At 60.1% G+C, this 21,078-nt stretch carries 11 protein-coding genes and 2 pseudogenes; 8 read left to right on the forward strand and 5 right to left on the reverse strand.

Translation table 11 applies throughout. The annotated features are described in order from the left end of the window. The first annotated feature begins 14 nt into the window (after nucleotides 1-14). Nucleotides 15-626, forward strand: a complete 612-nt coding sequence (paaY, locus tag KI617_RS02045; RefSeq protein WP_226450171.1) for a phenylacetic acid degradation protein PaaY — start codon at nucleotides 15-17, stop codon at nucleotides 624-626. 148 nt (nucleotides 627-774) lie between these two features. On the opposite strand, the gene paaX is transcribed toward paaY, so the two are convergent. Both paaX and KI617_RS02055 read right to left on the reverse strand, forming a co-directional pair. Further along, a complete protein-coding gene (paaX, locus tag KI617_RS02050) occupies nucleotides 775-1,722 on the reverse strand; it encodes a phenylacetic acid degradation operon negative regulatory protein PaaX (RefSeq protein WP_226450173.1) in 948 nt (315 codons plus the stop codon). 378 nt (nucleotides 1,723-2,100) lie between these two features. Further along, the gene (locus KI617_RS02055; protein ID WP_226450175.1) at nucleotides 2,101-3,087 is read right to left on the reverse strand and encodes a TIR domain-containing protein; all 987 of its coding nucleotides are present in this window, start codon (nucleotides 3,085-3,087) and stop codon (nucleotides 2,101-2,103) included. Nucleotides 3,088-3,526: 439 nt separating this feature from the next. On the opposite strand from KI617_RS02055, the gene KI617_RS02060 reads away from it, so the two are divergent. From KI617_RS02060 to KI617_RS02085, 6 genes are all read left to right on the forward strand, one after another. Beyond that, nucleotides 3,527-8,710 (forward strand): alpha-2-macroglobulin family protein, encoded by a 5,184-nt coding sequence (locus tag KI617_RS02060; protein ID WP_226450177.1) that lies wholly within the window; start codon nucleotides 3,527-3,529, stop codon nucleotides 8,708-8,710. A gap of 75 nt (nucleotides 8,711-8,785) precedes the next feature. Further along, complete coding sequence (gene pbpC / locus KI617_RS02065; RefSeq protein WP_226450179.1) at nucleotides 8,786-11,059, forward strand: penicillin-binding protein 1C; 2,274 nt, start codon at nucleotides 8,786-8,788, stop codon at nucleotides 11,057-11,059. A gap of 174 nt (nucleotides 11,060-11,233) precedes the next feature. Beyond that, nucleotides 11,234-14,233: a type VI secretion system Vgr family protein gene (locus KI617_RS02070; protein ID WP_226450181.1), complete on the forward strand. Its 3,000-nt coding sequence runs from the start codon at nucleotides 11,234-11,236 to the stop codon at nucleotides 14,231-14,233. A gap of 24 nt (nucleotides 14,234-14,257) precedes the next feature. Next, nucleotides 14,258-16,021 carry an esterase/lipase family protein gene (locus tag KI617_RS02075; protein ID WP_226450183.1) on the forward strand — a complete coding sequence of 588 codons (1,764 nt, stop codon included), beginning with the start codon at nucleotides 14,258-14,260 and terminating at the stop codon, nucleotides 16,019-16,021. Next, entirely contained in the window at nucleotides 16,006-16,938 is a 933-nt protein-coding gene (locus KI617_RS02080; RefSeq protein ID WP_226450184.1) for a T6SS immunity protein Tli4 family protein, read from the forward strand. Before KI617_RS02075 ends, KI617_RS02080 begins: the two co-directional genes overlap by 16 nt. A 5-nt stretch (nucleotides 16,939-16,943) precedes the next feature. Continuing rightward, nucleotides 16,944-17,465, forward strand: coding sequence for a hypothetical protein (locus KI617_RS02085; RefSeq protein ID WP_226450186.1), 522 nt, complete (start codon nucleotides 16,944-16,946; stop codon nucleotides 17,463-17,465). A gap of 203 nt (nucleotides 17,466-17,668) precedes the next feature. On the opposite strand, the pseudogene KI617_RS02090 reads toward KI617_RS02085, so the two are convergent. The 3 genes and pseudogenes from KI617_RS02090 to KI617_RS02100 form a co-directional block, all read right to left on the reverse strand. Next, nucleotides 17,669-17,893: pseudogene (locus tag KI617_RS02090) on the reverse strand (IS3 family transposase); the annotation flags it as partial. A 121-nt stretch (nucleotides 17,894-18,014) separates the two neighbouring features. Continuing rightward, nucleotides 18,015-19,271, reverse strand: a complete 1,257-nt coding sequence (locus KI617_RS02095; protein ID WP_226450188.1) for an IS256 family transposase — start codon at nucleotides 19,269-19,271, stop codon at nucleotides 18,015-18,017. A gap of 57 nt (nucleotides 19,272-19,328) precedes the next feature. Next, nucleotides 19,329-20,185: pseudogene (locus tag KI617_RS02100) on the reverse strand (IS3 family transposase); the annotation flags it as partial. Here KI617_RS02100 and KI617_RS02105 point away from each other — a divergent pair. Then, nucleotides 20,160-20,927, forward strand: coding sequence for a hypothetical protein (locus KI617_RS02105; RefSeq protein ID WP_226450189.1), 768 nt, complete (start codon nucleotides 20,160-20,162; stop codon nucleotides 20,925-20,927). The pseudogene KI617_RS02100 and the gene KI617_RS02105 overlap by 26 nt on opposite strands. Nucleotides 20,928-21,078 lie beyond the last annotated feature (151 nt).

Genomic DNA, 21,078 nt, shown 5'->3' on the forward strand with positions numbered 1-21,078 from the left:
GAAAACATTGTCTTATGTCAAACCTGCGCGTTTACGCCATTGACGGCATCGTTCCGGTGGTCGATCCCACCGCCTACGTCCACCCAAGTGCCGTACTGATCGGCGATGTGATCGTCGGACCCGGCTGCTATGTCGGTCCCTGTGCCAGCCTGCGCGGCGATTTCGGCCGCCTGATCCTGGAGGCCGGGGCCAATCTGCAGGACACCTGCGTCATGCACGGCTTTCCCGGCACCGACACCGTGGTCGAGGAAAACGGCCATATCGGCCATGGCGCCGTGCTGCACGGCTGCCGCATCCGGAAAAATGCCCTGATCGGCATGAACGCCGTGATCATGGACAACGCGGTGATCGGCGAGGCGAGCATCGTTGCCGCCTCGGCCTTCGTCAAAGCCAGCCAGGAAGTGCCGCCCGGTGTGCTGGTCGCCGGCGTGCCGGCCAAGGTGATCCGGCCGCTGACCGAACAGGAAATGGCCTGGAAGAGCGACGGTACGCGGACCTATCAGGAACTGACCCGGCGTTGCCTGGCAACGATGGTCGAAACCACGCCGCTGACGGCTGTCGAACCGGGCCGCAAGCGGATCGAAATGCCGGATGTGGTGCCGCTGACCGAGTTGAAGAACCGCTAAGGAGGCCCCGGTTTATCCGTCATCCCCGCGTAGGCGGGGATCCAGTTCCTTGAGTTTTATGGTTCCCCGCCTACGCCCCGAAGGCTACGAGGCCTTGGGCCCAAGTACCCTTGGGGTGCGCGGGAATGGCGTTCCAATCCAGGCCAGATCAGGCCGACAGCGGATCGTTCTGCGGAAAGCGCTCGGGAAGCGTCCGGTCTTCTTCCGGCACCCTGCCGTCAGCCAGACACAGCAACTGGTCAAGGTGACGGCCGGAGAGTGCTTCCAGCCGCTTGTAAAGTTCCTTGCACAACAGCCGTGCCTGCTGGCCCGGCCAGTTGGCCGGCAGCAGGACTTCCGGCAATTCCGGGTCGCGCAGCAGCAGGCGCCGGTAATCGTGGATGAGCAGGATGCGCAGCAGGAAAGCATCCTGTTCGCTGACGCCGGCCAGATGGTCGCGGCGAAGCTCATCAAGAATGGGTTGATAGGTCGCGACGAAGGCGCTGTAGGCCTCGGCCAGATGGCCCAGATCCCAGGCCCGGCGGACCAGGTCGGCATCGCTGGCCGACTGGGCCGAACGTGCATCGGCGGCGAACAGCGGCATCAGCGCGCCGATGGCCGATGACAGACCTTCGGTGATCAGCGTATCGAGCACGCTGGACAACTCGGCACTGGGGTGCACGAAACAATCGGCCCCCAGCGCGCCAAAACCCTGCCAGAACAGGGCGCGTCGGACCTGCTCGCGCAGCTTGGGGTCAAGATCGCCGACGACCAGAATGAGCCGCCAGCGCCGATCCCAGAGCGGCGCATCCGAGGCATAAATGTGGCGCGAAGCTTCCTCAAAACGCCGACGGCCCGATGGCGTCAGCACATAATCGGCCCGCCGGCCAATCGTTTCAGTCCGCAGCCATTCCTCCTTGACCAGCCGGAAGACCGAAGTGCGGATCAGCCGTTCGTTCAGTTCGAGCGGCTCAAGCAGCCGAATCAGGCTACCCAGCCAGATCCGTCCGCCCCGCGGCAGGATCGCATCGCCAAAGACAGTGATGATCAGCGAGCCGGCCTGAACGCGGCGCTGTTGCCGGAATTCATTCAGGCGGGATTGGATGGCGTTGCTCACGGGATGGGCTGGTGAAGGGTGTTGGGGAAATGGCTCGGGTCGATAGCGGCCCGCTGAAGATTTCGATTGTACCTGATGCCGAGTATCGTTTTGCATGCCGGGGTTGAGTGAAAAACCCTTAAGGCACCGTGCAAGTCGAATTTTTCCGAGAGTTATTGATACAAAAATTCTGTATTAATTTGTATTTTTGTGCCAGTTCGTTTCTGTCGGAGTCGGCTACTGCGCAGTATCAAGTGACCGGCTCGAATCGACCCTAACCGGAAATTGCCTGCTCGGAACAGTGGACGTTCGAGAAAGAGGAAGAGAGGTGCCGCCACAGTTCGTAGCACGGAGAGAGCCAACAAAATTAGTTTTTAGCTGTTCCTCTCGACTACAAAGTTAGACTTTGACGCTCTTCTTTTTTTGTTTAACCCACTCTGGAATAGCTCCAATTTTTGGCGCAGTATCAATTTCGAAGATATGCTGGAGCAGTGAATTTATGTCCTTGTCAATATCCAATTTCGATATTCCAAGCTTTGATTTCATGTAAATTGGAGTGTTTTTTTCGAAATCACCATAAGCTATAACAATATATTTTGTGTTCATTTCTCCTTGGAGCATCATGTCTCCTTGGATAATCATTGTCTCCCAGCCGACTCCTGCTTTCCGCATATCAGCCTTTTCTGCGTAGTGCGAGTCGCAAACCAAAAGAACCTTGCTTGCTTTTATTAGTTCATTTGTCATCCACTGTGGAAGATCCATTCCTGGGCGGAGGTGAAACCTATCAAGCCGTGCATCTACTCCATTTGCGCAGAGGCTTGTTGCAAGCTCGAAAACCCAGTTTTTTACAGAATCATCTTTCCATGAGTATGAAATAAATACACGAGGATGCTCTATCAACTCCTCGTCGTGTTGATGGCCAATAGACTCTTTACCGTAAAGAAGTTGATAGACATTCTTGTCAGGTATATAGGCGTTAACATTAAAATTTTCTCTGCCGAGAACTCTCTCATACGCATTAAATACCTCTACGGGATCTAGGCCGCCTACTCCAGTACCTAAAAGAGGGATGTTGACTATGGAGCAGTCGTTTTGCTTGCTGAAAGCAATTAGATCTAATGAAATTTGTTCTATTGCAGATAGTGCTGAGCTAGTTGTTCTGGCGTCAACAGATGCTGCATAACCGACAAAATCAGCCTTTGTGTATCTCGCTTCTGTTGAAAGAACCCTTAATTGTCCAAATGGTATAGGCGCACCAGGGTACGGTAGATTGTTCTGCTCAATTTCACGTTTGACCCAGCTTGTGACAGAGCCACTTGAGCTGCAGGGCAGCACAATAAGATCGCATTTTTCGTCAAATACGCTGCCGCGCTTAATTTTTAGCATAAGTGATCACCAAGAATCTAACAGTTAATAGGCGGCCCCATAAGTCCACCAATCCATATTCAAGCGGACGCCAAAATAATATCGAAACACCAAGGATTTGCGAGGCTTTCCGCATATTTTGTTCGCTAAGTCACTCACAAAAAAGGAGACAGGCGACCAAGTATCTATACATATCGCATTTTGCTCAAGGCGAGTGTCTGCTTTGCGCTCATGCGCAGGCAGGACCTCTCTTGACCGCTTCCAACCTCATGCAAAATCGCTGATTATCCCCGCAATTACCCTTATCAGCTGTAGCGAGGTGGATGCCCGACTATCGGGGATTCTGTTCCCTGAAGCAAAAGAGTGCCTCGCCGGATCGCCTGATCGACGTGTCATAATTTGCGCCCAGAATTGAATATCTTCATCCATTGCCGTTTTAGTCGTCTTGAGGAATACGTAGATGTCAGGTTTGTCGAAGAGTCGGGGTTTCGGGGCTGTCACGTGGTTGGTGGCGCTGGCTATCGCAATAGCGGCCGTCCTGATCTACACCAAGCCATGGCAATCGGAAACGACGAGCGCCGGGGACGGGCCGTTCGAGATCGCCGATTTCTCGAATCGCGATTTCGAAGGATCGCCATCGCTGTCCTTGAGTTTTACCCTGCCGATGGATGCCAAGAAGGGTTACGACGAACAGATTCAGGTTTTCGAGATGCCGCCGCGCCCGGGCGATGCCAGGGCACAGGTGAATGAATCCGAGGATGAAGGCGAAGAGGGCGCGCCGGGTAGCGCCAATCCGCAAGTCAGCACCGAGCCGGCCGATGTTGCGACCGACGGCGGCAAGCTGGTCAAGGGCGCCTGGGTGGTCGGCGACAATCCGCGCATCCTGTATTTTCCGCACATCAAGCCGCAGACGCGCTACGTCGTTCGGGTCGCCGCCGGCCTGAGTTCGCTCTCCGGCCAGAAGCTGAACGAGGAGGGCCGTTACTCGGTTGTCACGGCCACTGTCGCGCCGGCCTATTACTTCGCCAGCCGCGGCACGGTGCTGCCGGCCAAACAGAATGGTGGTCTGCCAGTGGTCACGGTCAATGTGCCTGAGGTCGATGTCCAGTTCCTGCGCGTCAAGCCGGACCAGTTGCCGCGCTTCCTCGACAAGGTGATCAGCGGGCCGCGGCCGCAGGCGCGGGCCAAGCGCCAGAACAACGACGACTACGACTATGACGTGGATTACGAGGGCGATTACGACTGGCGCGCCACCAGCCTGAAGGGGGCGGTCAACAACTGGTCGCTGGACAGCCTGCACACCCTGACCGAAAGCGTCTTTGTCGGCCGTTTCCTGACCGAGCAGAAGCCCAACAAGCGCAACGTTACCTTCCTGCCGGTCGAAGACATCAAGGAACTCCGCGAGCCGGGCATTTACATCGCGGTGATGAGCCAGCCCAACCGCTTCCGCTACGACTATCAAGTGACCTATTTCTACGTCAGCGATCTTGGCCTGAGCACCCGACTGTTTGCCAAGGGCGCCGATGCTTATGTCAGCTCGCTGACCACTGGCAAGGCAGTGTCCGGCGTCGAAGTGGCCTGGATGGACGAGAACGCCAAGGTGGTGGGTCGTGCCGAAACCGACAGCAGCGGCCGCGCCAATTTCGCCGAGCGGCCGGCCGCGGCGAAGGTCATCATCGCCCGTCACGGCCAGCAGATTTCGATGGTCACGCTCAAGGAACCGGCGCTTGACCTGTCCGAATACGATGTGGCCGGCCTGCCCGGTCGGCCGGTGCGCCTGTTCGCCTATTCCGGGCGCAACCTGTATCGCCCCGGCGAGAAATTCGACATTTCCGTGCTGGCTCGCGATGCCGATGGGCGACCGGTGCCGGCCCAGCCGATTCAGGCCATCCTCCGGCGCCCGGACGGCAAGAGCCAGTTCACCGCGACCTGGCAGCCGGATGCCAAGCTCGGCGGCTATTACCAGAGTCGCATCGAACTGCCGGTCGACGCTGCCACTGGCGCATGGACCCTTGAACTGCGCGCTGATCCCGCCGACAAGCTGGCGACCACCAGCTTCCGCTTCGGGGTCGAGGAATTCCTGCCCGAGCGCATGAAGCTCGACCTGAACAGCAAGCAGGCGACGGTTTCGCCCGATGAATCCCTGAAAATCGACATCAAGGGCGCCTACCTCTACGGCGCCCCGGCGGCTGGCAACCAGCTGCTCGGCGTCGCCGTCTTCGAGCGGCAGAAGAATCCGCTGGCGCAGAAACTGCCGGGCTTCGAGTTTGGCGATACCAATGAAGACAGCCAGCGTCAGCGCGTCGAACTTGAGCAGAACCAGCTCGACGAGAACGGCGACCTGGCGCTGGAAGTCGATCTCGCCCCGGCCAAGGGCAAGCGTTCGCCCTACACGGTGCGGACCACGCTCAGCCTGCTCGAAAGCGGTGGCCGGCCGGTGGTGCGCAATTTTGAACGGGTGATCTGGCCGGCCCCGGTGCTGGTCGGTATCCGTCCGCTGTTCACCGGCGACTACGCCCGTGAAGGCAGCGTCGCCCAGTTCGAGGTCATTCGCGCCAACGCCGAAGCCAAGTTGCATGGCGGCAAGGCACTACCCGTCCGCCTGTTCCGCGAAAACCGCGACTACTACTGGCGCTTCGATGACCAGCGTGGCTGGCACTCGGGCTTTACCGAAACCGACGAACTGGTCGATACGACGGTCGTCAGCATTCCCGATGGCAGCCGCGGCAAGCTCGGCCTGCCGGTCAAATACGGCCGTTATCGTGTGGAAATCACCGATTCGGAAACCGGCCAGATCACCAAATACCGCTTCTACGCCGGCTGGAGTGCGCGCGGCGACGAAACGCAGGGCGTCCGCCCGGACCGGGTGGCGCTGAAGTTCGACAAACCGGCCTACAAGGATGGCGAAACGGCCAAGCTGACCATCACGCCGCCGCACGCCGGCGAAGCGCTGATTACCGTCGAGGCTGACAAGACCCTGTGGCTCAAACGCGTTTCGGTGCCGCTCGACGGCACGACCATCGACATCCCGGTCGACAAGGAATGGAAGCGCCATGACCTCTACGTCTCGGCCGTCGTGCTGCGCCCGGGTAGTGCTGGCGAAAAGGTCACTCCGGCCCGGGCGCTGGGCCTGACGCATCTGCCACTCGAACGCAGCGACCGCAAGCTGGCGGTCAGCCTCGATGCGCCGAAGAAGATGCTGCCGGACACCCGCCTCAAGGTGAAGGTGAAAGTGCCGGGCCTGACCGGGCAGCAGGCGGTGGTCACGCTGTCGGCAGTCGATGTCGGCATTCTCAACATCACCCGCTACGCGACGCCCGATCCGCATGGCCATTTTTTCGGCAAGCTGCGCTACGGTGCCGATCAATACGACGTCTATGGCCGCCTGATCGAGAAGATGGGCGGCCAGAAGGGCAAGCTGAAGTTCGGTGGCGATGCGGCGCCGAAGGCCACCAAGAGCCTGCCCAAGAAGGTTCGTCTGGTCGATCTGTTCTCCGGGCCGGTGCAGCTGAACGAGCAGGGCGAAGCCGAAATCGGCCTCGACGTGCCGGACTTTAACGGCACCTTGCGCCTGATGGCGGTGGTTGCCGCACCGGACAAGTTCGGCAGCGCCGAGGCGGAAACCATCGTCGCCGCACCGCTGGTCGCCGAGTTGATGACGCCGCGCTTCTTGACCGTCGGCGACAACGCGACCATCGCGCTCGACCTGCACAACCTGTCCGGCGCCGCGCAAAAGCTGAAGGTCAGCATCGAGAATGCCGACGGCCTGAAGATCCAGAACGCCGAACGCGAACTGGATCTCAAGGATCAGCAGAAGCAGACCCTGCGCTTCCCGCTCGAAGCCGGTAATGCCTTCGGTCTGGCCGATGTCCGCGTGCTGGTCAGTAGTGCGGCCGGCCTCAAGCTGGAACGCAGTTTCGGCCTGCAGGTCCAGGCTCCGACTCCGCAGCAGCAGGTGCTGAAAATGCTGGCTGTCGGGCCGGGTGAAACGGTCGAGGTCAAGGAGTCCGAACTCGGTGGCTTCCTGAAGAGCACGGTCCAGTCGCACCTGATCCTCTCCGACAAGGCGCCGATCGACGTGCGCAGTGCCATTCAGGGCTTGCTGACCTATCCGTACGGCTGCGCCGAGCAGACGACCAGTACGGCCTACCCGCATGTGCTGGTTGATGAGGAGGGCGCCAAGCTGTTCGGTCTGAAGCCTTACAGCCGCGACCAGCGCGCCGACATGCTGGAGAAGGCGATCGCCAAGCTGGGTGCCATGCAGGCACCGAACGGCGGCTTCAGTCTGTGGGGCAATATGTCCGAGTACCAGTACTGGCTCTCGGCCTACATCAGCAACTTCCTGCTTGATGCCCGCGAACAGGGCTTCAAGGTGCCGGAAGCGATGCAGAAGAACGCCATGGAATTCCTGCTCAAGAATCTGCAGGAAGGGGCGGCTGGCTTGCCGAGCGGCAAGGTGACCTACAACCAGAACGGCTGGCAGGATTACCGCTATGGCGGCTCCGGCCGCTTCGGCGTGCTGGCCTATGGCGCCTACGTGCTGTCCCGTGAAGCCAAGGCGCCGTTGTCGACGCTGCGCCAGATGTTCGACCTGCGCGAGCAGGCCCATTCCGGCCTGGCGCTGGTTCATCTCGGTCTGGCCCTGAAGCTGATGGGCGACGAAACGCGGGCGCAGACCGCGCTGGCCGAAGGCGTCAAGAAGAGCCGTGACAATGGCTACTGGTGGGGCGATTACGGCAGCCCGTTGCGTGATGCGGCGCTGTCCTACGCCTTGCTCGATCGCCACAAGCTGAAGATCGATGGCCAAGACAATCTGGTCGCCGTCGCTGCCAGCGAACTGGGCAAGAACCGCTACACCAGCACCCAGGAAAAGTTGGCGCTCTTCCTGCTCGGTCGCAATTTCGCCAAAGCCGGCGAAGGCGAGGCCGGCTGGACGGCCGAAGTGCTCGGCAAGGAAAAGCCGGAAACCATCAATGGTTCCGGCACCCTGATCCGGCCGCTGTCCGCTGCCGCCTTGCAGGGCGGCGTTCGCATCAAGAACACGCACAAGGAAAGGCTCTATCTGCAACTCGCCTTCAGTGGCAACCCGGCCAAGATGCCAGCCAATCGCGACGACGCCATTACCCTGACGCGCGACCTGTTCGAAGCCGACGGCAAGCCGCTGAAGAGCCGGGCGCTGAAGGTCGGCGAATCGGTCATCGTCCGCATCAACGTCAATCCGCGCAGTTGGGTCAATACCGGCATGGTGGTCGATCACATTCCCGCCGGCCTGGAGATCGAGAACCTCAACATCGCCCAGGGCGAGGGCATGGCCAGCACGCTGATCAACAACGTCAATCCGGCCGAAGCGATGCTCGATCCGCGCATCCAGCACGTCGAGTTCCGCGATGACCGCTTTGTCGTCGCCGCCCGTCTGCAGGGCAAGCTCAGTCTGTTCTACCGCGCCCGTGTCGTCACGCCCGGCAAGTTCGTCTTCCCGCCGATCTACGCGGAAGACATGTACCGGCCGGACGTTTACGGTCTGGCGACCGGCGATGCCACGCTGACGGTGACTGACGGCAAGGAAAAGCCGGCGGCTGTTCCGGTGCCTGCGCCAGCCGCAGCGCCGGCAGCAGTGGCAACACCAGCGCCGGCCAAGCCCTAAGACCCGGTGCGCGGCGCGGATTGGCCGAATTCCTGGCGCGGGTGGCTGAGCCGCCGTCCGCGCTGGCAGTGGGGCGTGCTGCTCGCCCTGCTGCTACTGGCGGGCCTTGACTACGCTTTCCCACCACCGGTGCCCGGCCGCGATGCGCCGAATGCGCTGCTGATCGTTGCCCGCGACGGCACGCCGCTGAGGGCCTTTCCGGACCGCGACCATGTCTGGCGCCATCCGGTGGCGCTCGAAGACGTCTCGCCGCTCTATCTGCAGTCGCTCGAACGCTACGAAGATCGCTGGTTCCGCTGGCATCCCGGCGTCAATCCGCTGGCCTTGGCGCGGGCGGCCTGGCAATGGGCATGGCATGGGCGCATTGTCTCCGGCGGTTCGACGCTGACCATTCAGGTCGCCCGCATCATCGAGCCGACGCCGCGGACGCTGGCCGGCAAAGCCCGGCAAATCCTGCGCGCCCTGCAACTCGAACTGCATTACTCCAAGGACGAAATCCTCGCCATCTACGTCAATTACGCCCCGATGGGCGGCGTTCTCGAAGGCGTCGAAGCGGCCAGTCGGGCCTATCTCGGCAAGCCGGCCAAGCGCCTGAGCCATGCCGACGCGGCGCTGCTCACCGTCCTGCCGCAAGCGCCGTCACGACTGCGGCCGGATCGCCAGCCGGCTCGCGCCCGCGTCGCCCGTGACAAGGTTTTGCAGCGCATGGCCGGGGTCTGGCCGGATGCCGAAATCAAGGATGCGCTGCAGGAACCGATCATCGCCCAGACCATCCGCGATCCGCTGCTGGCGCCTTTGCTGGCCGAGCGCTTGCGCAAGGAAGCGCTCGGCCAGCTGCGCATCGACACGACCATCGATGCGCAAGCCCAGCAGACCGTCGAGCTGTTGCTGAGCAGCCGGCTGGCCGCCTTGCCACCGCGCGTTTCGATGGCCGCCATGGTGGTCGATAACGAAACGCTGGAAGTCCGGGCCTATGCCGGTTCGGCCGACTTCGGCGATGTCGACCGCTTTGCCTTCGTCGACATGGTGCGAGCCTCGCGTTCGCCCGGTTCGACGCTGAAGCCCTTCCTCTATGGTCTGGCGCTGGACGAAGGCCTGATCCACTCCGAATCTCTGCTCGCCGATGTGCCGCAATCCTTCGGCGGCTACCAGCCGGGAAATTTCCAGCAATCCTTCCACGGTGCGGTCAGCGTCTCCGAAGCCCTGGCCAAGTCGCTGAACGTGCCGGCCGTCGAGGTGCTTGATCGCCTGGAGCCGAACCGCTTCGTTGCCGCGCTGCGCCGGGGTGGCCTGAAGCTGGATTTCCCCAAAGGTGAAACGCCCAACCTGTCGGTCATTCTTGGCGGTGCGGGAACGACGCTGGAACAACTGGTCGGCGCCTATACCTCTTTTGCTCGCCAAGGTGTTTCCGGCAAGCCGCGCTATACGCCGGAGGCGCCCTTGGTCGAACAGCGCATGCTGTCGCCCGGCGCCGCCTTCATCATCCGCGATGTGCTGGAATCCGGCGGCCCTGTCGGTCGTGCCGTCGAGCAGGGGCCGGGCATCCGCCGCGGCATCGCCTGGAAGACCGGGACCAGCTTTGGCTTCCGCGATGCCTGGTCGATCGGCGTCTCGGATCGACTGACCGTAGGCGTCTGGATCGGTCGGCCGGACGGCACGCCCAATCCGGGCTTCTTCGGCGCCAATATTGCCGCCCCGCTGCTGGTTGATATCTTCGATGCGCTCGACCATCAGCCAGCGACGACGCGAGTTCCGCCGCCTTCCGTGCAGCAGGAAAAGATCTGCTGGCCGCTGGGCACGCGCTTCGATCCGGCCGAAGAAAGCCTGTGCCATCGGCAAGCCCTGGCCTGGGTACTGAACGGCACGGCGCCACCGACTTTCCCTGATCGCCTGCGCAACGGCGAGGTGCGCTACAGCTACGAGGTCGATGCCGTCAGCGGCCTGCGGGTCACACCCGAATGCAGTTCGCGACCACGCCGCGGGGTTGAAGCCGTGCGCTGGCCGGCAGCGCTGGAGCCGTGGCTGAGCGCCGATGTCCGGCAAAAGGCCCAGACCCCCGCCTGGGATACAAAATGCCAGGCGAAGGGCGAACCGGAAGCCGGGCTGCGCATCGTCGGCTTGACCAGCGGCGAAGTGCTCAAACGACCGCGCCCGGATCAGCCGCCGGTGATTCGTCTTGAACTGCGCGGCCATCGTGGGCAAGTCTATTGGCTGATCAACGGCCGGGTTGTTGCCCATCGCTCGGCTGCCATGCCGCTGATTCATCGGCTGGAAGAAACCGGGCGGGTCGATATCACCGTGATGGACGATCAGGGGCGCTACGATCGGCTGACAGTCAGCGTGCGTTAGGCCTGGCTGAGGCAGACGTCAGGTTTGCTGAGTACGGGAAATGCAGGCTGCATGTGAAGCAATTCACGCAAAAGATCGCGAATTTCTATTCAATTCGCGTAAAATTCGGCCGAATCATTCGTCATTAATCAATGATGATTGCACCCCTGTTCGATCTCCCCCGGCAAACCCCCCATGCTCCCGACTTTCCTCTCTGACACCCGTCTCTACGAACTCACCTGGCGTGATGCAGCGGGGCCTGATCTACCGGTCGAGGCATGGTGGGGGCGGGAGGCGTTGTCCGGTGGGTTCGAAATCTGTATCGACCTGCTGGCGACCGATACCCACCTCGAACTCAAGCGTTTTCTCGGCCGTTCGCTGACGCTGAATACTCGTCTGTCCGACGGCAGCCAGGCCAGCCGCAGCGGTCTCGTCCGCGCGGCCCAGAAGCTTGGCGCCGATGGTGGTTTCGCGCGCTACCGCATCACCGTCGTGTCGTGGGTCTGGCTGCTCAGCCGCGGCCGCCACAATCGCGTCTTTCAGGAAAAGACCGTCATCGACATCGTCGAAGCCGTCTTCGCCGACTATTCGGATGTCGCCGCCTGGCAATGGAGCGACGAAGTCGCCGGCTTTCTGGCCGACGCCCGGCCGCGCAGCTACTGCGTCCAATACGGCGAATCCGACTACGCCTTCATTTCCCGGCTGCTGGCCGAAGAAGGCATCGGCTGGTGCGCCGAAGAAGACAAGGAAGCCCCGGCCGGCCACCGCCTGCGCCTCTTCGCCGACAGCCAGCGCTTCCCCGAAGACATCCTGTCGCAATCCGCCAACGGCGGGCAAGGCCTGCGCTACCACCGGGCCGATTCGCAGGAAGACCAGGATGCCATCCTCGCCTTCGGTGAACGCCACCGTCTGGCCAGCTCGCTGATCAGCGCCATCACCTACGACTACAAAGCCAAGAAGAACGTCAGCCTCAACATCCCCAGCGCCCAGCCCATCGGCGGCAAGAACGCCCCGGTCCTTGAAAGCCACGACCACCCCGGCCTCTACGCCTGGGCCAATGCCGCCGAAGCCGAACGCTACGGCCGGCTGGCCATGGAAGCCCGCGAAGCCGGCCACCGCACCTGGCTTGCCCGCAGCACCGTGCGCAGCCTGCGCCCCGGCACCGCCTTCGACCTGATCGGCCTGCCCATCGACCCCGCCAAGGCCGACGCCGAACAGCGGTACAACGCCACCGACATCACCCACCTCGGCATCAACAACCTGAGCGGTGAAGCCATCGCCGCCATCGCCCAACGCCTCGGGCAGGGCCACCAGAAGATCGATGCCGCCAACGGCCTGGCGACAGGCGACACCCTGACCCCGATCAGTGCCCCAAGCACCCTCTCGGCCGAACTGCTCAAACTCGCTGTCGACCGTGGCTATGGCAATACCTTCGACGCCCACGCCGCCAACACCCCCTGGCGCCCCGAGCTCGAAGATCGTTCCGGTGCCCGGATCAACCCCCGGCCCACCGCCCCGGGCCCGATGAGCGCCCTCGTCGTCGGCCCCGAAGGCCAGAGCAGCGCCAACGGTTCCGACGAACTCTGGTGCGACGCCCTCGGCCGCGTCAAAATCCGCTTCCACTGGCAACAAGCCGAAACGCCGGACGACCGCGACTCCTGCTGGGTCCGTGTCCTCAGCCGGCAAGCCGGTGCCGGGATGGGCTGGCAATGGCTCCCCCGCATCGGCCAGGAAGTCCTCGTCGACTTCGTCGGCGGCGACATCGACCGTCCCTACCTGCTCGGCGCCCTCTACAACGGCCAGGGGGAGGGCGGCATTGCCGCCACCCCGGGCGGCGAAAACACTAAAGCCCAACCCGACAACCTCTTCGATAGCGCCAGCGACCACCGCCCTAGCGGCCAGGGCAACACCGCCAGTGGCAACAGCCCAGCCTGGCACGGTGCCGCCGAAACCAGCCACCGCCACAGCGCCGCCCTGACCGGCTTCAAGAGCAAGGAATTCGGCAGCGCCAGCGGCTACAACCAACTGCTCCTCGACGACAGCGACCAGCAACAACGCCTGCAACTCAAGAGCACCCAACACACCAGCGAACTCAACCTCGGCCACCTCATCCACCAGGCCGACAACTACCGCGGCTCCTTCCGCGGTACCGGCAGCGAACTCAGAACCGACGCCTGGGGCGCGCTACGTGGTGGCCAAGGCCTGGTCATGACCACCTGGGCCCACCCAGCCGCCGGCGCATCGACAGCACAACCCGCCGGTGACATGGCCCCGGCCATGGCCCTGCTCAGGCAAGCCGACACCCTCGCCAAAACCCTCAACCAGGCTACCGCCACCCACCAGACCGTCCAGCTCGCCAGCGCCATCGGCACCCAGGGCAAAGACCAAAGCAAGATCGACCCCGAAGCAGCCCCGCTCAAAGCCCTGCACAAAGTCGCCAGCGGCATGGTCGACGCCAAGGATCAAACCGCCGCCCAAAGCGACGCCCAACAAAAAAGCATCAACGCCAGCGCCGACAAACGCCCGCACCTCACCGACCCCGCCATCGTCCAGACCGGCAAAGCCGGCATCGGCCACGTCGCCGGGCAGAACCTGCAATACACCAACGGCGAAACTCTGGTCTTCGAAAGCGGCAAAGACACCAATCTCGCCATCGCCGGCAAAGCCAGAATCCACAGCGGCCAGGCCATCGGCCTGCTGGCCGGCGCCATCGCCCCGGGCGAAGGCAACACCGGCATCAAACTCATCGCCGCCAAGGACGACATCGACCTGCAGGCGCAAAGCGACGAAATGAAGTTTCTGGCCAAGAAAGACGTCAAACTCGTCTCCGCCACCCAGCACATCGACTTCGCGGCGGCCAAGAAAATCCACCTTGCCGTGGCCGGTGGCGCCAGCATTACCATCGACGGCGGCATCACCGTGCAGTGCCCGGGAACGATTACGGTGCATGCGAGTAAGAAGTCATTTGCGGGGCCGACCTCACTGAGCAGGGAGATGAATACATGGCCAAAAACCACCTTTGACGACGCATATGTAATCCGCAATCCTGCTACGGGAGAACCGTTGGCCAACAGTGCGATAGAGATAACGCGGGGCGACGGCTCGAAACTGAAAGTTATGACCGATGCGGCAGGTAAAACCCCGATCCAGAAAAGCGATCTTTTCGAAAACATCAAAATTCGCCTGCTCGATTAAACGAAATAGTAATCCGCCCACGCCATGACCGAAGCCAACAATGTTCTCTGCGGCACGACCGTTGACCAAAACGGGGATCAGTACAGCGAGGCCACGCTGACGAACACCGATGATCAACGAGAAAAAATTGTTCTCGCCAAACCCTGCATCATTCCCGTGCTCTTCATACCGGGCATCATGGGCACCAATCTGCGCCAAAAAGGGAGCAAAAAGAAAGCTTGGCGGCCTCCAAATGCCGACCTGGCTGGTGCGGCAGATTTGATTGGCCAGCTCTTTAGCTACGCTTTCAAAAGCACTGAAGAAAGAACCGCCGACTTGACGACGCCAGCGGTCGAAATTGATCCCGGTGGTCCCATAGACGAGGGTGAGAGCGGCCTGCCGAAGAACGTTCTCGTCGCCCGCGGCTGGGGAGGGGTGATGCGGTCCAGCTATCATCCGTTCATGGGGCAACTTCAGCACCACCTGAATCAACTGTCGATGTATGACTTCGCGCGATGCGAAGCCGATTTACAGGAATGGGCCAAGTCGCATGGAATGGAGCCGCCGACCGATTGGGGAACAGAGAGCGGGGATCCTCTGACCAAGGATGAAATCCTGCATGCCGCCAACTACCAGTTTGATGTCTGGGCGGGTGGCTACAATTGGCTGCAAAGCAACCGTGATTCGGGCGCTGCCATCAAGGATTATATCGAAGAGACCATCCTGCCCTATTACAACGAAGGCAAGCAGGTGACTGTCAAAGATACGCCCGATGGCCAAGGTAAGAACGAATGCAGCATTGAGCGTAAGAAACCAACTCGTCCTCTGGCCGAGAAGGTGATCGTGGTCACCCACTCCATGGGAGGGCTGGTCAGCCGTTCTCTGACCGAAGTGCACAATTGTGAGAAAGTGATGGGCGTATCACACGGTGTGCAACCGGCTACCGGGGCTCCCGCTACCTACAAGCGCATGCGCTCAGGGTTCGAAGGGGCGGAGCAACTGTTTCTCGGCAGAAACGCTGCCGATGTCGTCGCCATCCTGTCGCAAGCGCCCGGCGGCCTGGAACTGCTGCCGACTGCGGACTACAACGACGGCAAACCGTGGCTGAAAGTACGCGACAAAAAAGACAAGGAGAAGGTTGTTCTCGCCTTGCCAGAAAAAGGCGACCCCTACGAAGAGATCTACAACTCGCCGGAATGGTACGGCATGGTTCCGGAGAAGAATTTGGGGTTGATGAATCCAGGAGAACAGAATGGGAAAACTGAAGGTGACAGTTCTCCCCGCGATCTACTGAACAAAACGATCAACGGTGTTCGAGAATTCCACGAAGCCATCGAAAAGAAATACAAGATCCCGACTTATGCCCACTATGGTGCACAAGGCAAACGCGATAAGCGCATGGAGCGTGGCGGCGTTCTCGGCACAGGCCTGATGGCTAGCAAAAACCTCTTTACTTGGGGTGAGGTGGCCTGGGAGGGGGAGGGTGTGGCCTCGCTTGACCCAGACAAAATTTCCCTCGCCGACGACGACCACAACGGTGAACTCAAAACGACAACCGGCATCAAGCTGACAATCAGCGAGCCGGACTGCCCTGGTGACGGAACCGTGCCGCTATACTCCGGCGAGGCGCCGGGAAAGGCCGGCATCGCCCTGAGTTTTGCCCATGGCCAAGGCAATCCGGGCAAATGCAACGAACATTTTAGTTACGACCATCAAGGCAGTTACGGTGACAAGCATGGCCGCTCCCTGTATGCCTCGATGTACGCCATCATCAAAATTGCCCAGCAGGCGCAATGGCACAAGAAATAAGCGAAGGAAAAGCCATGAAAACAGGTTGGAAGACCCATGCCATCGGGCGACATCTGGTGGATGTGCCGGGGGATGCGAAGTTGGTTGAAAGTTGGAAGTACAACAAAAATGTGTTGGAGCCGCTTCCGGTCAAGAGCGAAACGCACTTCAAGCTGATTGTCGAGCAGCGCGAGGCCGAATTGCGTAAGGCTCAGCAAAAGAAGCATGGCTCCATGCTCGTTGAGCGAGTGGCTCATGCACAGGGGTCTGTAACTCTCATTTCCTGGTCAAGTCCAACTTGGGACGGGATGTATTGGTTCGATAGTTATTTTTTTTCTGGCTCAAAATCGTTGAAGTACTCGGGCGATGTTTCGCTTGACCGGAAGCAGGCGGCTCTTGAACGCCGCGAACGTTATGCCCAAGAATGGCGCGAACTACGCTCCGGAGAAATTCCTGAGGGCATCGGTTTCGTAGCAGGCGACATGATCCTGGCAGACAAGGATTTCAATAGCGAAAGCTGGCGCATCTCCATTCAACTGGCCAATAAGCCGGATGTCTCACTCGAAATCTCGTCTTTTGTGGTAGGCAAGGTTGATCCTGAGCAAACCTTACGTAAGCGCGCAGGTGGCGTCGTGGCTGGCATGCTGGGGATGGGCCTCGGTTTGGCTCGCCTGCGCAATCGCGAACGTCCGGTTGGTCCGATTTGGGGGGAGGAAATCCTCGTTGCCGGCACGCAGAATGGCAAGCGCAGCTACGGCTTTAAGTGGGAAGCACCGGGCAAGGCCAACTCTTTGGCTGAACCTCAATTGAACATTGGGCTGGAAGTGGGCGAGAGTGCCTATGCGACGAATGCACAATCCTTTGCCAATGATGAAGAGGCGCTGATGCTCTGGGATGGCATTGTTGACTCCATTCGTTTGCGTCCTGGAGCGGTTTAGCCGCAATGCTTGCGTCGATTATTCGGATGAGTGGTGTTAAACGGGAGTGGTCCTGCCGTGTTGTTGGTCGGGGATTGCTCTTGGTCGCAATGCCTCTGCTTTTGTCTTCATGCTGTATTTTCGGTTTCGAAACAACGAGTTCATATGAATGGCAGGCCTCTTTTCCGGAAGATACCCAGCAGCTAAAAAGGGGGTGCGAAATTGATGCTCAAGTTAGTGCTGACCTTGCAAAGAAGCGTATTGAGAAAATGCTCGCGAGAGAGTGCGCAAAGGCAGAACCTTTTGCCTCTGTTCAGTTTGTAAATCCCAGCACGGGAGCAAGCTACGGTTCTTCATTGGCTGCATCGACAGCCGAAGCCCTCTGTCCTGACTGGCGGCAAAATAAAACGGTGTCTGAGAACAATCTTGGGAGCTATTGCCGGGAATGTTTCATCTCTCAAAATGAAATCGAGAGGTGCTTCGAAAAAAATGGCTTAAAACGTGTCGAGGTTCAAAGCATTGGTTGCAAGCCGATGCGATTATTTTGAGCTTTTGGGAGTACGAATCTGATGTTGATCAATAGGCGACGGAATTTGCTCGCGCTAGTCAGTTTGCCAGCGTTGTCGCTGTTGGCGTTTGCGCGGGTTACCCCGTCAATTTCTGTGGGCGTGGCTATTGCTTATCTGAATCGCGAGTTATTTAAATCGCCCCATCAACGTACGCAACATTTTTAGCCCAAGCCTAAGGGTTTCCGATTGTAAAAAACCTCGATGTATTCAAAGGTTGTGGCCTTGATCTCGGCGTGCGTGGCGTAGCGAACACCATGGACTCGCTCGTTCTTGAAGCTGTTGAACCAACTCTCCGTCGGCGCATTGTCCCAGCAGTTTCCTTTCCGGCTCATCGAGCAGGTCATGCCGTAGGCTCTGAGCTTCTCCTGAAAGACCTGGCTGGCGTATTGGCTGCCCCGGTCGGAGTGATGCATCGGGGGTGTCTGAATTTCTGCGCGTGAGGCGTGAGGAGACTTTTCCACGGTGACGGCTGCCGAAGGTCCGTTCAGACCGTAGGCTGACGGCGCGGTGGGAAAGTCGGTGGTCATTTTATCCGCGTGCAGCTTCAAAGCGTTCGGCGTAGAGGATGGCAAATTGGTTCATGGCATCCTTCCAATCCTTGGCTGCCCGTCCCCAGTCGGCGGTGATGTTGCGCAAGGCCAGCCAGATCAGCTTGGTGGCTGCATCGTCGCTCGGGAAATGGCCGCGCGTCTTGATGATCTTGCGTAGCCGGGCATTGACGCTTTCGATAGCGTTGGTCGTGTAGATCACCCGGCGGATCGCCGGCGGGAAGACGAAGAAGGGAATGACCCGGTCCCAGGCCCGACGCCAGGCAGCGGCCACGGTCGGGAATTTCTCACCCCACAGCCCCTGCGCGAAGGCCTCCAGTTCCGCCATGGCCGCTTCGGCGCTGGGTGCCGTGTAAATTGGCTTGATCGCTGCCGCCAGCGCCTTGCGATCCTTCCTGCTGGCGTAATCGAGGCTGTTGCGAATCAGATGCACGATGCAGGTCTGCAGCGTGGTCGCCGGGAACACTGCGGACAGCGCTTCCGGCATCCCCTTCAGGCCATCGGTGACGGCGATCAGGATGTCGGCTACGCCGCGGGTCTTCAAATCGTTGAAGACCTTCATCCAGAACTTGGCGCCCTCGGTGTTCTCGATCCACAACCCGAGGATGTCCCGTGTGCCATCCGGCAGCACGCCCAGGGCCAGATAGATGGCCTTGTTGCGGACCACGGCATCCTCCCGAATCTTGACCCGCAGGGCATCAAAGAAGACGACCGGATACATCGCTTCTAGTGGGCGCGACTGCCAGGCGGTGACCTCGGCCATCACCGCATCGGTGACCGAACTGATGAATTCCGGTGACACCTCTGTGTCGTACTGCTCGGCCAGAAATCCCTGAATCTCGCGCACCGTCATGCCGCGGGCGTACATGGCGACGATCTTGTCGTCGAAGCCGGTGAAACGCCGCTCGTGCTTGGGAATGAGCAAAGGTTCGAAGCTGCCCTGACGGTCGCGCGGGACGTCGATCCGAAGCGGCCCATCGTCGGTCAGCACGGTCTTGCCGCTGACCCCGTTGCGGTGGTTGCCGATCTCGCCGGGCTTGTCGGCGCCGGGTGGGTAACCCAGGTGATGGCTGAGTTCGGCACCCAGGATGCGTTCAATCAGAGCCTTCTTGAAGGCCATCGAGGCGGCATTCACCGCCTCGGCGTCCATCGGGCCAATGACCATCCGATCAATGAGTTCTTTGGGAATGCTGGGCAGCGCCGCTGCCGGTTTCTTCTTGCTCGTCTTGCTTGGCATACATGCTCCTTATCGACATGTTATGCCTCACACACAAAATTTCTGACAAGCTCGATGCATCAGCCCCGGCGCCGGCCGCTTCCTGAACCAAGCCATGGTCAGCGCATCCGTCACGATGTCCGCCGTCATGCGCGGCTTCAACGACCAGCCAACCACTTCGCGGTTAAACAGGTCGAGAACGATCGCCAGATAGAGCCAGCCTTCATCGGTCCACAGGTAGGTGATGTCCGACGTCCAAACCTGATTCGGCGCCGTCGGCATAAAGTTTCTGGCGAGCAGGTTCTCCGCCACCGGCAGGCCGTGCTTCGAGTCGGTCGTAACCTTGTAGCGTCGCTTGTGGCGGGCGTAGATGCCGTTGTCACGCATCAGCCGTTCAACCCGTGCCTTGCTGGCCGAGAAACCTCTCGTCCGCAGCTCGCGCACCATGCGCGGACTGCCGTAGGCCCCTCTGAGTTCGGCATGAATAGCGCGGATCAGGGCCAGCATCTGGCTGTCGGACAGGCGCTTGCGATCCGGTTTGCCGCCGCGCTTCCAGGCGCGATAGCCGCTGATGCTGACGTCGAGGACATCGCACATTTCTGTCAGGGAATACGCCTTGCCCTGCGCAGCAATCCAGGCGTACTTCACAGAACATCCTTTGCGAAGTACGCCGTCGCTTTTTTTAGGATTTCGTTCTCCCGCTTGAGCCGGAGATTCTCGGCACGCAGCCGGGTGAGTTCCATCTCTTCTGGCGTCACTACTCTGCTACCCGCCCCGGCAAGCTTGCCTTCTGCTGATGCCTTGACCCAGTTGCGCACGGTCTGGTCGCCGAGGCCGAGTTCCTTGCACACCGTGCTGACGCTCTGGCCATCTTTGATTCGTTTGACCGCCAGTTCCTTGAACTCGATCGTGTATGCCTGTTTCGGTATCTTCATTTCCTGCCTTCCAAAAGTGACTCGATTTTATGTCACCCTTGGCAGACGAAATTTCGGGGGAAGCTCAGTTCTATTCGAGCCTATAGATGATCTACCTAGCCGCGTTCGGGATGAGTTTAAGAAGGACAATGCCCAACTGCGCGAAGTATTCAATGCCTATATCGATATCGTTCCCAAGAAAACTGGCACGATGGAAGAGGTGCTGGCCTCCCACATGCAGGTCATGCATCGTTGGCTGAAAGAACGGGTTGCCAGCAACGGCGAGTCGGTATCGAAGGCCCGCTTGGTGCAGATGCGCGACGAGGCGAAGAAAAAAGCCAAAGCTGCTCGCAAGCAACAGGCGTCCGTATTGGCCGAAAATCAGGGGGCCTATGGCGGTGAGATGCCCGTTTGGTCATCGGAGCAGGAGGAACAATTCGAGGCGGCCGCTAAGGAGCGCAAAGCGGCAGACAAAGAATACGATGAAGCAAGCGATGCCTTGAAAGACTTGAAGCAAGAGGAACGCAAGTATGTCTGGGATGTTCAGGACATCTACTTCAGGGAGAGCCAGGGCCAGAAACTGTCACTCCGCGAGCGAAGCATCAAGGATGCGTGGGAAGACACCGCGCCGCTACCCGAGGCGGTGAAACGCTTCTTTGATATGTTCTCCCATGATTCGATAGCGCACTTCAACTTTGATACGAGCCGCTTGTCCGACTGGCGGACAGTTTACTTCGGGGACAGTAAATTTAAACCGAGTTAAGTCTCTGCGTGTGACGCTAAACCCACGGCCCACCGCTCCTACCCGCTCGGTGCCCCCTACAACGGCTAAGGGGCGGCGGCATCACCGCCCCCCGGGGCGGAGAAAAAAGTAAAGCCAAAGCCGATAACGTCTTCGGCCCCGCCAGCGTCTC

This window comes from Ferribacterium limneticum (assembly GCF_020510625.1).
GTDB lineage: Bacteria > Pseudomonadota > Gammaproteobacteria > Burkholderiales > Rhodocyclaceae > Azonexus > Azonexus limneticus_A.